The sequence below is a fragment of the Streptomyces sp. NPDC047130 genome (assembly GCF_040643475.1).
Classification (GTDB): Bacteria; Actinomycetota; Actinomycetes; order Streptomycetales; family Streptomycetaceae; genus Streptomyces.
In genome coordinates this window covers 90,795-107,903 of sequence record NZ_JBEYUK010000003.1, presented here as the reverse complement: position 1 = coordinate 107,903, position 17,109 = coordinate 90,795, and the positions used below count along the sequence as shown (strand labels likewise).

Below are 17,109 nucleotides of genomic sequence, written 5' to 3'. Positions count from 1 at the left end.
GCGGGGTTCGGCGGCCGAGTACCCCGCCGCCCGCCGGGGGATGCGCGGACGGGCGGTGGCGGGAGGACCGGTGTAGGGGGTGCCGGGGCGGGTACCTCGGGCTGGGTCCGTACTGGTCAGACCGCGCAGAGGAGCGTCAGCGACGTGAACGAGCCCCAGCACCCGGGCGAGAAGCACCCCACTCCCGAGTTCTCCTCCCAGGACCAGCCCCACCCCGGCCGGACCGCCCCCATGGACCCGCCGCCCGACCACGGCGAGGAGTCCTACCGCGGCTCGGGGAAGCTGGAGGGCCGCAAGGCGGTGATCACCGGCGGCGACTCGGGCATCGGCCGCGCCGTCGCGCTCGCCTTCGCCCGCGAGGGCGCCGACGTGCTCTTCACCTACCTCGAGGCGGAAGGGGAGGACGCCCGGGAGACCGCCCGCCTGGTGGAGGAGTCCGGCCGCCGCGCGGTCGCCGTCAGCTGCGACATCCGCGAGGAGGCCAACTGCCGCGCGCTGATCGACCGGGCGGTGGAGGAGTTCGGCCGGATCGACGTCCTGGTCAACAACGCCGCCTACCAGATGTCCCAGCCCGACGGCATCGAGGCGATCTCCACCGAGCAGTTCGACCGCGTGATGCGCACCAACCTGTACGGCATGTTCTGGCTCTCCAAGTTCGCCCTGCCGCACATCCCCGAGGGCGGGTCGATCGTCAACACCACCTCCGTGCAGGGCTACCAGCCCAGCCCGCACCTGCTCGACTACGCCATGACCAAGGCCGGCATCGTGTCCTTCACCCACGGCATGGCGCAGATGCTGGCCGAGCGGGGCGTGCGGGTCAACGCGGTCGCGCCCGGGCCGGTGTGGACCCCGCTGATCCCGGCGACCATGCCGGACACCAGCGAGTTCGGCAAGCAGGCGCCGCTCGGGCGTCCCGCCCAGCCCGCCGAGATGGCGCCCGCCTACGTCTTCCTGGCGTCCCAGGAGGCCTCGTACATCACCGGTGAGATCGTCAACGCCACCGGCGGCACCCCGCTGCCGTGACCCGCCCGCCTTCACAGGCGTGCCGGGGCCCCGGGCGGGCACCGGAACGGGCAGGACACCGGAACGGACAGCACACCGGGACCGGCAGTACACCGGAACCGGCAGGACACCGGATCGGACAGAGGGGCCGCCGGATCGACCGGCGGCGGTGACCGACCACGGCGGGAAACGGACAGGGCACATGGCACACCATCCGGACGGCGACGGCGACGGCATCGCGGGACGCCTCAGGGCGGCACTCCACCGCACCCACGGCGCGTACGCGGACGGCGGCGAACGGCCGCTCGGCGGCTACCTCGCCGCGATGACGGCCTTCGGCGCGTACACCGCGACCTGGGCCGTCGCCGTCCGGCGCCGGGGCCGCCCGCTGCCCGAGCGCCCCGACCCCTGGGACGTCGCGCTCACCGCGGTGTCCACCTTCCGGCTCAGCCGGCTGCTCAGCAAGGCCTCGGTCACCAGCCCGCTGCGCGCGCCGTTCACCCGGTACGTCGGCCCGGAGGGCCCCGCGGAACTCCACGAGGAGGCCCGCGAGGAGAGCGGCCGGGAGACCGTGGGCGAGCTGATGACCTGCCCGTTCTGCACCAGCGTCTGGGTCGCCTCCACGCTGACCGCCGGCCTGCTGCTGGCGCCCCGCGCGACCCGCACCGCGATGGGCGGCCTGACCGCCCTCGCCGGGGCCGACGCCCTCCAGCTCGGCTACGCGGCGCTGGTCCGCAAGGCCACCGGGGAGGACTGAGGCGAGGAGCGGGCCCCGGTCGCGCCGTTCAGTCCTCCGACGGCGCGACCAGCCCGGCCTCGTAGGCGATGATCACCAGCTGCACCCGGTCACGGGCGTCCAGCTTGGCCAGCAGCCGGGTCAGGTACGTCTTGGCGGTGGCCACCGTGATGTGCAGCCGCTCGGCGATCTCCGTGTTGGTCAGGCCCCGCCCCACCAGGGTCAGCACCTCGGTCTCCCGCTCGGTGACCCGGTCCGGCAGCGCGGACGGCGCGCGCGCCGGACCGGCGGGACGCGCGGCGAACTCCCTGATCAGCCGCCCGGTGACCGCCGGGGCGAGCAGCGCGTCGCCGGCCGCGACGACCCGGACCGCGGCGAGGATGTCGTCCAGCGCCATGTCCTTGACCAGGAAGCCGGACGCCCCCGCGCGCAGCGCCCCGTAGACCGACGCGTCGTCGTCGAAGGTGGTCAGCACCAGGACCCGCGCGGTGCCGGCCCCGGTGATCCGGCGGGTGGCCTCGATGCCGTCCGTCCCGGGCATCCGCAGATCCATCACCACGACGTCCGGGGCGAGTTCGGCGGCCAGCCGGACCGCCTCGGCCCCGTCGCCCGCCTCGCCCACCACCTCCAGGTCCGCGGTCTCGGCCGCCACCATGCGCAGGGCGGTGCGGATCAGGGGCTGGTCGTCGACGAGCAGCAGACGCACGGTCATCGGGATTCCGCCTTCTCAGGGTGGGGACGTCCGCCGGGCCCGACGGGAAGGGGCAGCCGCGCGGTCACCCGGAAGCCGCCGCCGGGAAGAGGACCCGCGTCGAGCGTTCCGCCCAGCAGGGCGGCCCGTTCGCGCATGCCGGCCAGACCGAAGCCGCTTCCGGGCCGGGGCGTCCCGCCGGGTCCCCGGTCGTCCACCTCCACGGTGACCTCCCGCGCGCCCCGGTCGACCCGTATCCGGCAGGAGTCCGCGCCGGAATGGCGGACCACGTTGGTCACCGCCTCCTGCGCGATCCGGAACGCGGCCAGGCACACCTCCGGCGGCAGCCCCCGCAGCGTGCCCCGCCGGCCGACCTCCACCCGCACCCCCGCCGCGGTGGTCCGCGCCGCGAGGCGTTCCAGTTCCTCCGCCAGACCCGCGAAGGCACCGACGGCGTCGTCGGGGAGGGAGGGCGCCGCCGCGCCCGGCGGGGACGGGTCGGCGGCGCGCAGCGCGCCCAGGAGGCGGCGCAGCCCGCCCAGCGTCTCGCGGCCCGCCTGCTCCACCGCCACCATCGCCTCCCTGGCCAGCTCCGGCCGGGTCTCCAGGACCCGGGCCGCGGCTCCCGCCTGGAGCGCGATGATGCCGAGGCTGTGTGCCACAGTGTCGTGCATCTCCCGCGCGATGCGCAGCCGTTCGGCGGTCACGGCCTCGGCCGCGGCCCTCCGGCGCAGCTCCCCGTCGTGGGCCCGGGCCTGGTGAACCAGGCGGCCGGCCAGCCAGGCGACGGCGACCGTCAGCGCCACGAACGGCTCGTCGGCCGTGCCGGTCTCCCCGCCGGTCCACGTCCGCACGGCGAGGTAGCCGCCGAGCACACCGAGCGCCGCCCCGGCCGCGTACAGGCCCTCGCGCCGCGGACGGACGGCCGCGACCCCGGCCAGCGCCACGTCCGCACCGAGGAACTGCGGCGGCGGGATCTCGTCCTGCCCCCAGGCGGCCGCCAGCACCACCGTCCCGGCGAGGACCAGGGCGTAGGCCGCCACGGGCCGGCGCCGGGAGACCGCGGCGCCCCCGAGGACCAGGAGGAAGGCGAGGACGAACAGGGCCCGGGGGAGGGGGCCGGCCAGTCCGTCCCGCGGGTAACTGGTGGCGTGGCCGGGCCCGGTGGGCGCCAGGACGTACACCACCACCGGATACAGCGCGGCCGCACACCACACGAGCGCGGGCCACACGCCCGGGGGAAGTCGCCGCAGCGGCGGGGGAGTCGGCGGGAGAGTCGGCGGGACGGACATGGCCCGATGGTGGCACGGTCCCCCGCCCCGGGCATCGACTCACGGCCGTACGACCGGGGTCGACACGGTGACCGGGCATTGCCGACCGCGGCCGGACGACCCGCGGCCCCGCCGGACGGCACCGTGGACGCCATGATCGACGTCACGCACCTGACCAAGCGCTACGGCGGCGTCACCGCCGTCGACGACCTGACCTTCACCGTCCGCCCCGGACGGGTGACCGGCTTCCTGGGGCCGAACGGGGCCGGCAAGAGCACCACCCTGCGCGTGCTGCTGGGCCTCCACCGGCCCACCGCCGGCACGGCCACCGTCGACGGGCGTCCCTTCGCGGTCCACCGCCGAGGGCTGCGCCGGGTCGGCGCCCTCCTCGACGCGCAGGGAGTGCGGGGCGGGCTCACCGCCCTGGCCCACCTGTCGGCCCTCGCCCGCGCCCACCGCATCGCGCCCGGCCGGGTCGCGGAGGTGCTGGAGGAGGCCGGACTGGCCGGCGCCGCACGCCGCAGGATCGGCGGGTTCTCGTTCGGCATGCGGCAACGCCTGGGCATCGCCGCCGCCCTGCTGGGGGACCCGCCGGTCCTGGTGTTCGACGAGCCGTTCAACGGCCTGGACCCGGAGGGCGTGCGGTGGGTCCGGGGCCTGCTGCGCCGCCTGGCGGCGGAGGGCCGCACCGTCCTGGTCTCCAGTCACCTGATGTCCGAGATGGAGCACACCGCCGACGACCTGGTCGTCGTCGGCCGCGGCAGGCTGATCGCGGCCGAGAGCCTCGCCGACTTCTCGGCGCGCGACGCCACCGGGCGCGTCACCGTCCGGACCTCCGCCGCCGACGCGCTGAGCGCCCTGCTGGCCGCCGAGGACGCCGACGTCCGCACGGAGGGCGAACGACTCGTCGTCACCGGCCTGGACGCCGGCCGGGTGGGCGAGATCGCCGGGCGGCACGGCATACCGCTGTCCGGGCTCCACACCGAACGCCCGTCCCTGGAGGAGGCGTTCATGCGCCTGACCGCCGACGCCGCCCGGAGTGCCGAGGGAGACGCCCGATGACCACCGAACCCCGCCCGCGCTTTGGGGACCTGATCGCCGCCGAGTGGACCGGACTCCGGTCCCCGCGGTCCACCTGGATCTCCTACGGCGCCGCGGCCCTGACGGTGATCGCCCTCAACGCGGGCACCGCCTACGACACCTACGCGCACTGGGAGGAGCGGACCCCTGCCGACCGGACCGCCTTCGTCGAGGCCGGCATCCCGCTGCAGGAGGCCTACACCGTCAACGCCGCCGTGGTGACCATGGTGGCCCTCTGCGTCCTCGGAGCGCTCCCGATCCTCGCGGAGTTCGCCACCGGAGCGGTCCGCACCACCTTCACCGCCGTCCCGGCGCGCGGCGAGGTGACCGCCGCCAAGGCCGTGGTGGTCGCCGCCACCGCCGCCGTCTGGGGCGCGCTGGTGACCGCGGTCTCCTTCGCCCTCACCCAGGCGATCCTCGACGGCCGCGGGGTGGGCGTCCCCTGGGGGCATCCCGGCGCGGCCGGGGTCCTCGCGGCCTCCGCCCTGCTGGCCCCGGTGTGCGCGCTCACCGGGCTCGCCCTGGCCACCGTGCTGCGGCGCACCGCGGCCACCGTGCTCGCCTCGGTGACCGTCGTCCTGGTGCTGCCGCTGCTGCTCACCGAGGACCGGCACGGGACCGCCGTCGTCCGGCACGCGCTGCCCTTCCCGGCGTGGCTCCGGCTCACCGCCTCCGACGCGCCGCCCACGCCGTTCCCCTGGACCGAGGCCGGCGCCTGGACGGTCCTCGCGGTGTGGGCCGTGGCCGCCGCTGTGGTCACCGTCCTCGCGGTCCGGCGACGGGACGTGTGACCTCGTCGCCGCCCGCCGGCCCGCCCGGGCCGGCGGCGCGGAAGAGCCGCAGCTCCGGATCGGTCACGTCGTCGGAGCGCAGCAGCTTCACGTCGGAGTGGTAGCTCATCGACGTCAGCCACGGCATCCGGTCGCCCTGCCGGGGGAGGTCGTCCACCGCCCGGCGGATGTAGCCGGCGGCGAAGTCCAGGAAGGGCCGCGTGGGCATGTCCGGGTCGCTCGGTTCCGGGCAGGCCGCGTCGTACCCGTGGGCGTCCAGGTGCGACAGGAGACGGCAGAAGTGCTCGCAGAGCAACCCGATCTTCAGCGTCCAGGAGGAGTTGGTGTACCCGATGGCGATCACGAAGTTCGGCACCCCGGAGAGCATCATGCCCTTGTAGGCGACGGTCCGGGAGAGCCGTACCGGCGTGCCGTCCACCGTCACGGCGATCCCGCCGATCGCCTGCACCTTCAGACCGGTGGCCGTGACCACCAGGTCCGCCTCCAGTTCCCGGCCCGACTCCAGCAGGATCCCGCGCCCGGTGAAGCGGACGATGCGGTCGGTGACCACCTCGGCCGCGCCGCGGCGGATCGCCGTGAACAGGTCGCCGTCCGGCACCGCGCACAGCCGCTGGTCCCACGGGTCGTACGGCGGACGGAAGTGCTCGTCCACCGGGTAGCCGTCGGGCAGCAGCTTCATGTTGACCCGGCGGATCAGCCTGCGCGCCGCCTTCGGGAACCGCTGGGCGAACGACCAGACGGCACGCTGCTGGAGGATGTTCTTGCGCCGGGTGAGGGCGTAGCCGCGTTCCTCGCCGAAGCACCTGCGCAGCACGGCGGCGATCCGGTCCTCCCGGGGCACCGGCATGACGTACGTGGGCGTGCGCTGGAGCATGGTGACGTGCGCGGCCGTCTCCGCGAGGGCGGGGACCAGGGTCACCGCGGTGGCCCCGCTGCCGATCACCACCACCCGCCGGCCGGCGTGGTCCAGGTCCTCCGGCCAGTGCTGCGGATGGACGACGGTGCCGGCGAAGTCCTCACGGCCCTCGAAGTGCGGGGTGTGGCCCCCGTCGTAGCGGTAGTAGCCGCCGGCGCAGAACACCCAGCGGGCGCCCAGCCGCAGACGCTCCCCGGTGTCGGTGCGCTCCACCTCGGCCAGCCAGCGGCACTCCTCGCTCGACCAGGACAGGGCGACCACCCGGTGGTGGTGGCGGATGTGGGCGTCGAGGCCGTTCTCGGTCACCGTCTCGCGCAGGTACGCCAGGATCCGCGGCGCGTCCGCGATGGACTGCCGGTCCCGCCACGGCTTGAACTCGTAGCCGAAGGTGTGCAGGTCGGAGTCGGAACGGACGCCCGGATAGCGGAAGAGGTCCCAGGTGCCGCCCGTGGCGGCCAGCGCCTCGAGGATGGCGAACGACCGGTCCGGGTGCTCCGTCCTGAGGTAGCGGCCGGCGCCGATCCCGGAGATGCCGGCTCCGACGACAAGGACGTCCAGCTGCTCGACAGGCGTTTCGCTGGTGCTCACCGCGTCACTCCGCTCCGATCGGGGGTGCTCCGATCATGCGCCATCCGCGCCGCTACAACCAGCCGTTGCGCTTGAATCCGCGGTGGACGAGGAAGCAGGCCACCACGATCACCCCGATCGCCCAGGCGTACCCGTACCGCCAGCCCAGCTCCGGCATGTGCTCGAAGTTCATGCCGTACACGCCGCAGACCATGGTGGGCACGGCGATGATCGCGGCCCAGGCGGTGATCTTCCGCATGTCCTCGTTCTGCGCCACCGTCACCTGCGCCAGATGGGCCTGGAGCACGGAGTCCAGCAGGGCGTCGAAGGAGGTGATCTGTTCGGTGACCCGGGCCAGGTGGTCCGCCACGTCGCGGAAGTACGCCCGTATCTCCTCGCCGACCGGGGCCGCCGGGTCGGCGGCCAGCCGTGCCAGCGGCTGGGCCAGCGGCACGGCAGCCCGCTTGAACTCCAGCACCTCGCGCTTCAGCTGGTAGATGCGCCCGGGATCGGCCGTGCGGTTGTCGGGGGAGAAGACCTGGGTCTCGACCGCCTCGATGTCGTCCTGCACGGCCGCGGCCACCGTCAGGTACTCGTCGACGACGTGGTCCGCCACCGCGTGCAGCACCGCCGCCGGGCCGTGGGCCAACTGCGCCGGCCGGGACTCGAGTTCCTCGCGCAGCGGGCCGAGCGAGCCGTGGCTGCCGTGGCGGACCGTCACCACGAAGCGGGGACCGGTGAAGACCATGATCTCGCCGGTGTCGACCACCTCGCTGGTCGCGGTCAGCTCGTCGTGCTCCACGAAGGTGACCGTCTTGAGGACGGAGAACAGCACGTCGCCGTAGCTCTCGACCTTGGGCCGCTGGTGGGCGTGGATCGCGTCCTCCACCGCCAGCGGGTGCAGCCCGAACAGCTCCGCCACGTCGGCGAACTGCTCGGCGGTCGGCTCGTGCAGCCCCAGCCGGACGAAGCCGTCACGGTACCTGCGGGCGAGCCGGACCGCCTCGTCCACGCTCCGCGGACCGTCCTGCCGGACGCCGGCCCGGTAGACGACGCAGTTCACCACCGTCGAACCGAGGGGGGAGCGCGCCGGGTGGCTGAGATCGACGCGGCGGCCGCGCCGGGCCGGCCGCGCCACCTTCCGCAGGTTGCCGACCATGGACATGTGGGCCACGCTCCTTCGCCCGACTCGGCCTTCAGCGCCGCCCATGGTGCCCGCCCGGGGGCGTCTCGTATCGCGGCACGGCGTTGACGCCCCTTCGGACCGCGTGCTTGCATCGGAGCATGCCGCGCCAGATCCTCACCTGCCGCCGCTGCGTCGACCTGGTCCGTGTCGCCGCGGCGCTCTGTCGCGTGGCCTGATCCGGAGTTCCCTCCGGTCGCCTCTCCCTCCCGGTCGTACCGGTGAGCAGCCCCTGAGCCGTTGAGCGGTCGCGGCCCCCGTCGCCCCGCCGTCCGCGGGGCCGGCCCGTCGCATCCCCGCGTCCTCGCTCGTCGTCGCTCCGGCCTGCCCGCTCGGTCCCGCCCGCCCGCGCCGTTCCGCGCCCGGTCCGCCCCTCGCGGGGGCGTCCGTCGGCGTGCCCGCGCGGCCGCCCCCGCGTTTCTTCCTCGTCCTCCCTCGTCCTCCCTCGTCACCGCTCCGGTCCGAAAGACCACCGCCGCCTTCCCAGGAGTGACCTCCCATGGCAACCGTCCTCTCCCTCTCCGGCAGCCCGTCCCCCGCCTCCCGCACCGCCCGCCTGCTGCGCCACCTGGACGCCCGGCTCACCGCCCAGGGGCACCGGGTGGTCCCCCTGGACGTCCGCACCCTGCCCGCCGAGGCGCTGCTCGGCGCCGACTTCGGCCATCCGGCGATCACTTCGGCCACCGCCCTGGTGGCGGAGGCGGACGGCGTGGTGATCGGCACGCCCGTGTACAAGGCCGCCTACTCGGGCCTGCTGAAGGCCCTGCTGGACCTGCTCCCGCAGTACGCGCTGGCCGGCAAGACGGTGCTGCCGCTGGCCACCGGCGGGTCCACCGCCCATGTCCTCGCCATCGACTACGCGCTCCGCCCGGTGCTGAGCTCCATGGGCGCCGGCCACATCGTCCAGGGCTGGTTCACCCTCGACAAGGACATCACCGTCGCCGAGGACGGCACGGTCACCGTCGCCGAGCCGGCCGCCACGGCGCTGGAGGGGGTCGTGGACCAGTTCTCCGCCGCCCTCGCCGACCGCACCCGCCGGGCCGTGGTCCGCGCCGTCGCCGCGTGAGCCTCCGTCCGCGCCCGACCTCGTACTCCCGGCCCGAGCCCCGACCTCGTACTCCCCGCCGCACCCCGACCTCGTACTCCCGGCCCACGCCCCCTTCCCGAAAGGCGACCCTCCGGTGACGCTCACCTTCCACTGGTTCCTGCCCACCAGCGGCGACAGCCGCCATGTCGTCGGCGGCGGCCACGGCGTCCGTCCCGGCGCCGCGGGCGGAGACCGGCCGCCCACCGTCGGCTACCTCACCCAGATCGCCCGCGCGGCCGAGGACCTGGGCTTCACCGGCGCGCTCACCCCCACCGGCACCTGGTGCGAGGACGCCTGGCTGACCACCGCCATGGTGAGCCAGCGCACCGAGCGGCTGAAGTTCCTGGTCGCCTTCCGCCCCGACTCCGTCTCGCCCACCCTCGCCGCGCAGATGGCCTCCACCTACCAGCGGCTCACCGGCGGACGGCTGCTGGTGAACGTGGTGACCGGCGGCGAGCGCCAGGAGCAGCGCTCCTACGGCGACTTCCTGGAGAAGGACCAGCGGTACGAGCGCACCGACGAGTTCCTGCACATCGTCCGCGGCCTGTGGGCCGGAGAGCGGGTCACCCGGACCGGCCGGCACCTGCGGGTGGAGGAGGCGGAGCTCAGCCGGCTGCCCGACCCCGCGCCGCGGATCTACTTCGGGGGCTCCTCGCCGCTCGCCCTCGAGGTCGCCGCCCGGCACGTCGACGTCTACCTCACCTGGGGCGAGCCGCCCGCGGCCGTCGCCGAGAAGATCGCCCGGGTGCGGGCGCACGCCGAGGCGCGGGGCCGCCGGGTGCGGTTCGGCATCCGGCTGCACGTCATCACCCGCGACACCTCCGAACAGGCCTGGGCCGAGGCACGGCGGCTGCTGGAAGGCTTCGACCCCGAGACCGTGCGCGCCGTCCAGGAGGGGCTCGCCCGCAGCGAGTCCGAGGGACAGCGCCGCATGCTCGCCCTGCACGGCGGCGGCCACGACGGCCTGGAGATCCACCCCAACCTGTGGGCGGGCATCGGCCTGGTCCGCGGCGGTGCGGGCACCGCGCTGGTCGGCAGCCACCAGGAGGTCGCCGACCGGATCGAGGAGTACCACGCCCTCGGCATCGACGAGTTCGTGCTCTCCGGCTACCCGCACCTGGAGGAGGCCTACTGGTTCGGCGAGGGCGTCCTGCCCCGCCTCGCCGACCGCGGACTGTGGAGCCACCCGGCCCGCCCGGCGGACACCCCGGACCCCGTGCTGGTCCCCTTCGCGACGGCCGCCCGCTGACGCACGGGCGGCCCGGCCCGGCAGCGCCTTCTCACGAAGGACGCCGCCGGCCGGGCCGCCGGTCGGCCGGGGTTCCGGGGACTACCCCTGGTCCGCCGCGAAGGAGGCCATCCAGGCGAGGGCCGCGTTCCAGTTGATGGTCAGCTCGTTCGTCGACCACGACTGGATGTCGTCCACGTAGCAGAACTGGCCGGTGCAGCCCCGCAGCAGGCTCTGCGCCACCGGGTCCTGGATGCTCGAGTTCGGGCCGCCCGACAGCGTGCCCGCCGGCGGGTTGGGCAGGCTCGGGTCGAGCTGGCGGGCGTACCACCGGCTGTGCTGGTTGACCGAGGTGACGTCCCCGTAGCCGGTCACGTACGAGATGTTCAGCGCGTTGCGGCCGAGCACGTAGTCCAGGCTCTGCAACGCCCCGTCGCGGTACCGGCGTTCACCGGTCAGGTCGTACGCGGTGGCGATCACGTGGGCGTTGTTGAGGATCTGCGCGTTCGAGCCCCAGTCGTAGACGTTGTCCTTGGGGGCGTACGGCATGCCGTACGGGTGCTCGCGCAGGGTGGTCAGGTACTTCTCCGCCCCCTGGACCACCGAGGCGCGGACGGACCGCAGACCCGGAAGGCGGTTGGGCACGGTGGCCAGGTCCAGCCGGCCGGCCGCCGCGGTGCGCTGCCAGTCGAAACCGAGCGGGTTCCAGATGTCCGCCGTGTGGACGGGGGACTTCAGGACGAACCGCTCGTACTCGCCGTCACCGGTGGTCAGGTACAGCTGGGCGGCCGCCCAGTAGAACTCGTCCGAGGCGTCGGTGTCCGGGTACGCGCCGCCGCCGATGCCGTCGTCGGGGTCCGGCAGGATGTCCGGGTGGGCGAGCGCGGCCCGCCACGCGGTGCGGGCGGCGTTCAGGGCCTTCCTGGCGAACGCCTTGTCGTAGGGCTTGTAGAGCCGGGCCGCCTGCGCCGCCGTGGCCGCCAGGTTCAGGGTGGCCGTGGTGGTCGGCGGGTGCAGTTCACGCTTCTTCGGGTCGAGGTGCGGCATCAGCGGCAGCCCGGTCCACTCCGCGTCGTGGATCTTGTGGTGGGCCATGCCGGCCAGCGGCTGCCCGGCCGGCACCTGCATCCGCAGCAGGAACTCGAGCTCCCAGCGCGCCTCGTCGAGGACGTCCGGGACCTTGTTGCCGGACTCGGGGATCGCCAGGGTCCCGTCGCGCAGGGCGCCCGGGCTGCCGGTGCGGGCGTACAGGGAGCGCTCGTAGGTGCGCAGCAGCTCCCAGGTGGAGATGCCGCCGTTGACGACGTACTTGCCGTGGTCGCCGGCGTCGTACCACCCGCCCGAGACGTCCAGCGCGTAGTCGCACACCCCCGGCAGGCAGGGCACCTCGGTGTCGCCCTGGTTGGGCTCCACGCCGACGTGGCCGGCCGGGCGGCCGTAACCCGGGCGCAGGTCCTCGCGGATCTCCTGGCCGCTGCGCTGGGTGTAGTAGAACTTCAGCGAGTCGAGCCGGAGCTTGCGGTACGCCTCGGCGGAGATGTCGAAGGGACGGCTGGTCTCTCCGTCGGCGACCAGGACGAAGCCCTTGCCGCCGCCGCGGTAGGAGCCGAAGTCCACCGAGTGGACGTTCTGACCGGAGGAGGCGTCGGTGCCGCGCGGCACGGTCCGGCCGCGGGCCACCGCGGAGCCGGCGGCGTTCCGCAGCTCCCAGGGCAGCGCCTCGGTCGCCTCCGTCACCAGCGTGGCGTTCTTCGGCCCGTTCGGCAGGTAGGCGACCTGGTTGACGCGGACCCGCGGTCCGGTGTCCGGCTCGTACTCCTCGGGCGGCACGCCGCCGACGAGGGAGATGTCGTCCAGGCACATCTTCCAGGCGTCGGCGCTCCCGCCGGCCTGGAAGGCCACCTGCCCGCGCGCGGTGTCGGCCGGGGCGGTGAACGTGTAGCTGTAGTCGTTGCCGGAGACGCTCAGCTGCGGGCTGACCTCGAAGTAGGTGTCGTACGGCTCGACGGCCAGGCCCACCACCGCGCGCACCACGTGGTCCGCCGGGGTGCCGGTCGCGGAGAACGACAGCCGGTACGTCTGCCCCGCCTGTAGCGTGAGGTCGTTGTGGCCGACGATCGCGTCCCAGCGGTTGGCGGTGCCCCCGGGTATCGCGGCGCACAACTCGCCGTCCTCCACGGCGGTGGTGACGCCCGCGCTGCTCCACCAGGGATCGCTGGACGTGTCGAAGGTGCCGTTCTGGATGAGTTCGACCTCGTCGGCGCCCGCCGGTCCGGCCGGCAGGGCGAGGGCGGCCGCCAGCAGGGCCGTCACGCCGAGCAAGGTGGTTCTGCGTCGTTTCACGTCCGGGGCTCCTCGGTCGCGGTGCGGGTGGTCACGGGCGTGCCCTGCCGGGCGCGGAAGCCTCTGGCGCAAGCGGCTGTGGGAGCGCTCCCATCGCCCGGTTGGCGGTCATGCTCATGCACATCTGACCCGGCGTCAATGGGATGGACGAGGCGGATGCGGGGCCGGGGCGAAAACGCGTCGCCGGAGCAGCGTGGGAGGGGCGGGGCGCGAGAAAACCGCCGCCGGGCCCCCGCTCACGCGCGACCTGCGCGCGGGGGACCCGGCGGCGGCTCGGGCCGCGGAGGCGTCCGCGGTGCCGGGGCCGGTGGGGCAGCCGGGACCGGTGGTCGTGCCGGTGCCCGGTGCCGGTGCCGGTGCCGGACCGGCTCAGGCGATCGACGCCGAGACGATCGCCGAGACCGCCAGGTTGCAGGAGGCCGTCACCCACACGGCGGGGTGGGGCTCGGGCTCCACCAGGGTGGCGCCGAGCCTGCCCGGGGTGACCAGGTCCACCACCAGGAAGGCCACGGCCATCATCACCAGGCCCAGCAGGCCGAAGACCGCCGTCGACACCAGGCCCTTGCCGAAGTCGTCGTACGTGGTCCAGATCGACGTGAAGACGATGCCGCCTATGCCCAGCAGCGCGGAGCTGAGCAGCAGGGCGGCGTTCCGGTTGCGCTGCTCCCAGATCTGGCGTCCCAGCTTGCCGGGGGTCAGCAGGTCGATCAGGAAGATGCCGAGAATCAGCAGGACCACGCCCAGGGCGCCGTACGCGGCGGCCCGGCCCAGGCCTTCGATGATGTCGTTCATGAGCTGTCGGCTCCAGGGTGAGTGATCAGCGAGTTCAAGGAGAGGCAAAATCTAGCGCAGATGTTCGGCCCGCGGGTTGGGAGCGGGGCGGTCCGGTGTGGTCACCCACTGTTCGCCCGGACTTCGCCGTGGCGTCCGCGGTCGTGCGTCCGGCCGCTTGTACCGTCCCGCCATGCCGTCCGACCCTTCGGTGCTCCGGCTCATGGCCGTGCTCGCCGTCCTCGTCCTCACGCCGCTCTCGCTGGCGCTGGGTCTGCGCGCCCTGGAGCTCGCCGGCCTGCTGCGCACCGCGCGCCGGGGCGCCGGCCCGGTGGACGCGGGTGCGGTGGACACCGGTGCGGTGGACGCTGTTGCGGTGGTCCGCCTCGCCCCCGGTCCGGCCCCGCGCCGCACCCGCGTCGGCGGACTCCGCGGCGCGGTCGGTTTCGCCCTCGGCTCGGTCGCCCTGGCGGCCTGCGCCGCGCTGGCCGTGCTGACGGCGGTACGCGGGCAGGCCTGACCGGGAGGCCCGTTCAGGGCCGCCCGGCCGCCGGTCGGCGCGTCGCGCCCTCCGGCCACACGACGGTGACGGGGAGGCGCACGCCGAGCGCGTAGGCGACGGTGTCGGCGGTGCCGCCGTGGCCGCGGGCCGGCAGGCCGTCCCAGACCGCGAGCAGTTCGTCGCACAGCCCGACCAGGATCTCGCCCGCCACCTGGCGGGCCTGCGGCGTCACCGAGGCCATGCCCGTCGGGTGGACGCCCCGCGCTTGCTTGAGCAGGTCGTCGTAGACCGAGCGGTGTTCGGGCGGAAGCGTCTCGCGGTAGTCGTCGGCGGGCACGACGATCTCCACGGCCGCGCCGGCGTCCAGCGCCGCCCGCGCCAGCAGGCTCTCCGGCCCTTCGGCCGCGCAGGTGACCACGGTCAGGGCGCCCGGGTCGTAACGCCTCAGTCGTTCGGCGAGCAGCTCCTGGACCTCGGAGACGATCGGGTGGCTCAGGCCGCGGTGCCCGGTGATTCCCACACGCATGACGCGATTCCTCTACACGTACGAAAGCGGAACGTGGTGTCGAACTCGCGCACCATAGCGCCGAGTCCGGGGCGAGGAAGGGGGCGATCCGGAAAGGGAGGCGGCCGCGCGTCCCTCTCCCGTGGCCGCGGCCCGGCCGGGCGGGCTCGCCGTCCGCTCCTCGGACCGGCGAGGGGACGAACACATGCCGGCAGCGCCATTGACACCGGCCGTCCCACCACCGAGTCTGCCGATCGGCAACGGCGCCGGACGACCGAGGAGTTGGGGAAGCATGCGGAAGAGCCGCCGGAGAACGGCATCCGGACTGGCCGCGCTGTGCGCGGCGGCGCTGATGGCCGGCGGGGGAGCGGCGCCCGCTTCGGCGGCCCCCGCCGAACGCTACGTGGCGCTGGGGGACTCCTACACCTCAGGGCCCGGCATCCCCCGGCAGGTCGACGCCGGCTGCGCGCGCTCCGACCGCAACTACCCCTCCCTCACCGCCCGGGAGCTCCGCGTCGCCTCGTTCACGGACGTCAGCTGCGGCGGCGCGACCACCGCCGACATGTGGCGGGCTCAGGGCGGCAACCCGCCCCAGCTCACCGCGGTCTCCAGGAGGACCACGCTGGTCACCGTGCAGATCGGCGGCAACGACATCGGGTTCGGCGAGATCATGGCCACCTGCGGCCGCCTGGGCGCGACCGACCCGGCCGGCGCGCCCTGCACCGCGCACTGGACCGCCGATGGCGCCGACGTGCTGGCCGACCGCATCGAGGCCGCCGCGCCGCTGGTGGAGAAGGTGCTGGACGCCGTCCACCAGCGCTCGCCGCGGGCCCGGGTGTACGTGCTCGGGTACCCGCCGATCCTGCCGGAGACGGGCCCCGGCTGCTGGCCGCAGGTGACGACGGCGGCCGGTGACGCCCCGTACCTGCGGGCCACCGCCAAGCGGCTCAACGCCATGCTGCGCCAGGTCGCGGAGCGCTCGCGGGCCCGCTACGTGGACACCTACACCCCGGCGATCGGCCACGACGCCTGCCGTCCGCCGGCCGAGCGCTGGATGGAGCCGCTCGTCCCGGCCTCCCCGGCGGCCCCCTACCACCCGAACGCGGCGGGCGAGCGGGCCATGGCCGACGCGCTGCTGGAGCGGTTGGCGGAACCGGGACGCGGTCGCCGCTGACCGCGCCTCCACGGGCCCCGGGCCGGTGTTTGCCGCCCCGGGGCCACGGCCAGGTACCTGGGCATGAGCGACTTCAGATTCTCCTTCAACGTCTTCGGCCTCCCCGCACCCCACGAGTTCGACGCCCTCTGCCGACGTGCCGAACGGCTCGGATACGACGTGCTGTTCGCCGCCGACCACCTCGGGATGCCCGCGCCGTTCCCGGTGCTGGCGGCGGCCGCGCGGGCGACCGAACGGCTGAGGGTCGGCACCCTCGTCCTCAACTCCCTCTTCTGGAACCCCGCCCTGCTCGCCCGTGACGCCGCCACCACCGACGTCCTCACCGGTGGACGGCTCGAACTCGGCCTGGGATCGGGCCACATGAAATGGGAGTTCGACGAGGCCGGAATTGCCTGGCAGGGGTTCGGCGACCGCGCCGACCGGCTGGAGGAGACGGTCACGGAGGTCGGGCGGCACTTCGCCGCCGACGGGTTCGCGCAGCAGGCGGGGATGCGGGAGGCCTACGGCGTGCCCGTGCTGCGCCCCGTGCAGCGGGCCGGGTTCGGCGGCTGGGGACCGCCGCTGATCATCGGCGGCACCGGGGACCGCGTGCTGCGGATCGCCGCCCGCCACGCCGACACCGTGAGCGTGGCGGGCGCGTACCAGATCAAGGGCCGGCCGCCGGGGACCTTCCGGATCGGCACCGCCGCCGAGGCCGCGGAACGGGTGGCCTTCGCGCGCTCCTGCGCCGGGGACCGGGCCGCGAGCCTGGAGTGGCACGCGCTGGCCCAGATGGTGCTGGTCACCGACGACCGGGCCGGCGCGGCCGAGCGGGTGGTGGAGCGGTTCGGCCCGGCGATGACCGTCGAGGAACTGCTGGACACGCCGTACGTCCTCATCGGCACGGTCGAGGAGATCGCGGGGCAGATCCTGCGCGGCCGGGAGCGGTTCGGGTTCACCCACTACACGGTGCACGGGCCGTACCTGGACGCCTTCGGCCCGGTGATCGAAGCCGTCCGCCGGGCCGAAGGGTGAGAGCCGGGCAGCCGCCGGACGCCCTCGGACCGGGCCTCGGCCCGCACCAGCTGGCTGCGTCGGCCGAACACCAGGTGCGGGGACACCGGGAGCGCCCTTGGCGGTGTCCCTGCCGGCCATGTCGGCCGGACCGGGCACCGGCGTGCCCGTGGGCCGGACCGGGCACCGGCGTGCCCGTGGGCCGGCGCGACGTGGCGTCGGCGGTCGCGGCGATCCGCTACCGGCTCGACCGCGTCTCCACGGGGCCG

At 74.6% G+C, this 17,109-nt stretch carries 16 protein-coding genes; 9 read left to right on the top strand and 7 right to left on the bottom strand.

Annotated elements, in window-relative coordinates; all coding sequences use genetic code 11:
• Positions 1 to 144 precede the first annotated feature (144 nt).
• Both ABZ836_RS05590 and ABZ836_RS05585 read left to right on the top strand, forming a co-directional pair.
• Positions 145 to 1,023, top strand: coding sequence for an SDR family oxidoreductase (locus ABZ836_RS05590; protein WP_361139579.1), 879 nt, complete (start codon positions 145 to 147; stop codon positions 1,021 to 1,023).
• Between the two features lie 181 nt (positions 1,024 to 1,204).
• A complete protein-coding gene (locus tag ABZ836_RS05585) occupies positions 1,205 to 1,759 on the top strand; it encodes a DUF1360 domain-containing protein (RefSeq protein ID WP_361139576.1) in 555 nt (184 codons plus the stop codon).
• Between the two features lie 28 nt (positions 1,760 to 1,787).
• On the opposite strand, the gene ABZ836_RS05580 is transcribed toward ABZ836_RS05585, so the two are convergent.
• Both ABZ836_RS05580 and ABZ836_RS05575 read right to left on the bottom strand, forming a co-directional pair.
• Positions 1,788 to 2,450 carry a response regulator transcription factor gene (locus ABZ836_RS05580; protein ID WP_356127413.1) on the bottom strand — a complete coding sequence of 221 codons (663 nt, stop codon included), beginning with the start codon at positions 2,448 to 2,450 and terminating at the stop codon, positions 1,788 to 1,790.
• The gene (locus ABZ836_RS05575) at positions 2,447 to 3,721 is read right to left on the bottom strand and encodes a sensor histidine kinase (protein ID WP_361139573.1); all 1,275 of its coding nucleotides are present in this window, start codon (positions 3,719 to 3,721) and stop codon (positions 2,447 to 2,449) included. The genes ABZ836_RS05580 and ABZ836_RS05575 overlap by 4 nt, the downstream gene beginning before the upstream one ends.
• 132 nt (positions 3,722 to 3,853) lie before the next feature.
• Between ABZ836_RS05575 and ABZ836_RS05570 the strand changes: the two genes are divergently transcribed.
• Together ABZ836_RS05570 and ABZ836_RS05565 are read left to right on the top strand one after the other, a co-directional pair.
• Positions 3,854 to 4,762, top strand: coding sequence for an ATP-binding cassette domain-containing protein (locus tag ABZ836_RS05570; RefSeq protein ID WP_361139570.1), 909 nt, complete (start codon positions 3,854 to 3,856; stop codon positions 4,760 to 4,762).
• Positions 4,759 to 5,571: an ABC transporter permease gene (locus ABZ836_RS05565; protein ID WP_361139567.1), complete on the top strand. Its 813-nt coding sequence runs from the start codon at positions 4,759 to 4,761 to the stop codon at positions 5,569 to 5,571. Before ABZ836_RS05570 ends, ABZ836_RS05565 begins: the two co-directional genes overlap by 4 nt.
• Here ABZ836_RS05565 and ABZ836_RS05560 read toward each other — a convergent pair.
• Both ABZ836_RS05560 and ABZ836_RS05555 read right to left on the bottom strand, forming a co-directional pair.
• Positions 5,537 to 7,075, bottom strand: a complete 1,539-nt coding sequence (locus ABZ836_RS05560) for an NAD(P)/FAD-dependent oxidoreductase (protein WP_361139564.1) — start codon at positions 7,073 to 7,075, stop codon at positions 5,537 to 5,539. The genes ABZ836_RS05565 and ABZ836_RS05560 overlap by 35 nt on opposite strands.
• A 52-nt stretch (positions 7,076 to 7,127) precedes the next feature.
• Complete coding sequence (locus ABZ836_RS05555) at positions 7,128 to 8,219, bottom strand: magnesium and cobalt transport protein CorA (RefSeq protein ID WP_361139560.1); 1,092 nt, start codon at positions 8,217 to 8,219, stop codon at positions 7,128 to 7,130.
• Between the two features lie 517 nt (positions 8,220 to 8,736).
• Here ABZ836_RS05555 and ssuE point away from each other — a divergent pair.
• Positions 8,737 to 9,303, top strand: coding sequence for an NADPH-dependent FMN reductase (ssuE, locus tag ABZ836_RS05550; protein WP_356127400.1), 567 nt, complete (start codon positions 8,737 to 8,739; stop codon positions 9,301 to 9,303).
• 115 nt (positions 9,304 to 9,418) lie between these two features.
• Positions 9,419 to 10,573 carry an LLM class flavin-dependent oxidoreductase gene (locus ABZ836_RS05545; RefSeq protein ID WP_361139556.1) on the top strand — a complete coding sequence of 385 codons (1,155 nt, stop codon included), beginning with the start codon at positions 9,419 to 9,421 and terminating at the stop codon, positions 10,571 to 10,573.
• 81 nt (positions 10,574 to 10,654) lie between these two features.
• On the opposite strand, the gene ABZ836_RS05540 is transcribed toward ABZ836_RS05545, so the two are convergent.
• Positions 10,655 to 12,895: a glycoside hydrolase family 9 protein gene (locus tag ABZ836_RS05540; RefSeq protein WP_361139554.1), complete on the bottom strand. Its 2,241-nt coding sequence runs from the start codon at positions 12,893 to 12,895 to the stop codon at positions 10,655 to 10,657.
• 369 nt (positions 12,896 to 13,264) lie between these two features.
• The gene (locus ABZ836_RS05535) at positions 13,265 to 13,687 is read right to left on the bottom strand and encodes a DUF350 domain-containing protein (protein WP_356127391.1); all 423 of its coding nucleotides are present in this window, start codon (positions 13,685 to 13,687) and stop codon (positions 13,265 to 13,267) included.
• A 172-nt stretch (positions 13,688 to 13,859) separates the two neighbouring features.
• Between ABZ836_RS05535 and ABZ836_RS05530 the strand changes: the two genes are divergently transcribed.
• On the top strand, positions 13,860 to 14,186 hold the full coding sequence (locus ABZ836_RS05530; RefSeq protein ID WP_356127388.1) for a hypothetical protein: 327 nt from the start codon (positions 13,860 to 13,862) through the stop codon (positions 14,184 to 14,186).
• 13 nt (positions 14,187 to 14,199) lie between these two features.
• Here the strand turns inward: ABZ836_RS05530 and ABZ836_RS05525 are convergent, their stop codons facing one another.
• Positions 14,200 to 14,694, bottom strand: a complete 495-nt coding sequence (locus ABZ836_RS05525) for a hypothetical protein (RefSeq protein WP_361139550.1) — start codon at positions 14,692 to 14,694, stop codon at positions 14,200 to 14,202.
• A gap of 271 nt (positions 14,695 to 14,965) precedes the next feature.
• On the opposite strand from ABZ836_RS05525, the gene ABZ836_RS05520 reads away from it, so the two are divergent.
• Together ABZ836_RS05520 and ABZ836_RS05515 are read left to right on the top strand one after the other, a co-directional pair.
• Complete coding sequence (locus ABZ836_RS05520; protein WP_361139547.1) at positions 14,966 to 15,847, top strand: SGNH/GDSL hydrolase family protein; 882 nt, start codon at positions 14,966 to 14,968, stop codon at positions 15,845 to 15,847.
• A gap of 63 nt (positions 15,848 to 15,910) precedes the next feature.
• Positions 15,911 to 16,861: a TIGR03621 family F420-dependent LLM class oxidoreductase gene (locus tag ABZ836_RS05515; RefSeq protein WP_361139544.1), complete on the top strand. Its 951-nt coding sequence runs from the start codon at positions 15,911 to 15,913 to the stop codon at positions 16,859 to 16,861.
• Positions 16,862 to 17,109 lie beyond the last annotated feature (248 nt).

Excerpts from the sequence above, each read along its gene's own strand:
- ABZ836_RS05585 (WP_361139576.1), top strand. The coding sequence starts at position 1,205 with ATGGCACACCATCCGGACGGCGACGGCGACGGCATCGCGGGACGCCTC.
- ABZ836_RS05580 (WP_356127413.1), bottom strand. The coding sequence starts at position 2,450 with ATGACCGTGCGTCTGCTGCTCGTCGACGACCAGCCCCTGATCCGCACC.
- ABZ836_RS05575 (WP_361139573.1), bottom strand. The coding sequence starts at position 3,721 with ATGTCCGTCCCGCCGACTCTCCCGCCGACTCCCCCGCCGCTGCGGCGA.
- ABZ836_RS05570 (WP_361139570.1), top strand. The coding sequence starts at position 3,854 with ATGATCGACGTCACGCACCTGACCAAGCGCTACGGCGGCGTCACCGCC.
- ABZ836_RS05565 (WP_361139567.1), top strand. The coding sequence starts at position 4,759 with ATGACCACCGAACCCCGCCCGCGCTTTGGGGACCTGATCGCCGCCGAG.
- ABZ836_RS05555 (WP_361139560.1), bottom strand. The coding sequence starts at position 8,219 with ATGTCCATGGTCGGCAACCTGCGGAAGGTGGCGCGGCCGGCCCGGCGC.
- ssuE (WP_356127400.1), top strand. The coding sequence starts at position 8,737 with ATGGCAACCGTCCTCTCCCTCTCCGGCAGCCCGTCCCCCGCCTCCCGC.
- ABZ836_RS05535 (WP_356127391.1), bottom strand. The coding sequence starts at position 13,687 with ATGAACGACATCATCGAAGGCCTGGGCCGGGCCGCCGCGTACGGCGCC.
- ABZ836_RS05530 (WP_356127388.1), top strand. The coding sequence starts at position 13,860 with ATGCCGTCCGACCCTTCGGTGCTCCGGCTCATGGCCGTGCTCGCCGTC.
- ABZ836_RS05525 (WP_361139550.1), bottom strand. The coding sequence starts at position 14,694 with ATGCGTGTGGGAATCACCGGGCACCGCGGCCTGAGCCACCCGATCGTC.
- ABZ836_RS05520 (WP_361139547.1), top strand. The coding sequence starts at position 14,966 with ATGCGGAAGAGCCGCCGGAGAACGGCATCCGGACTGGCCGCGCTGTGC.
- ABZ836_RS05515 (WP_361139544.1), top strand. The coding sequence starts at position 15,911 with ATGAGCGACTTCAGATTCTCCTTCAACGTCTTCGGCCTCCCCGCACCC.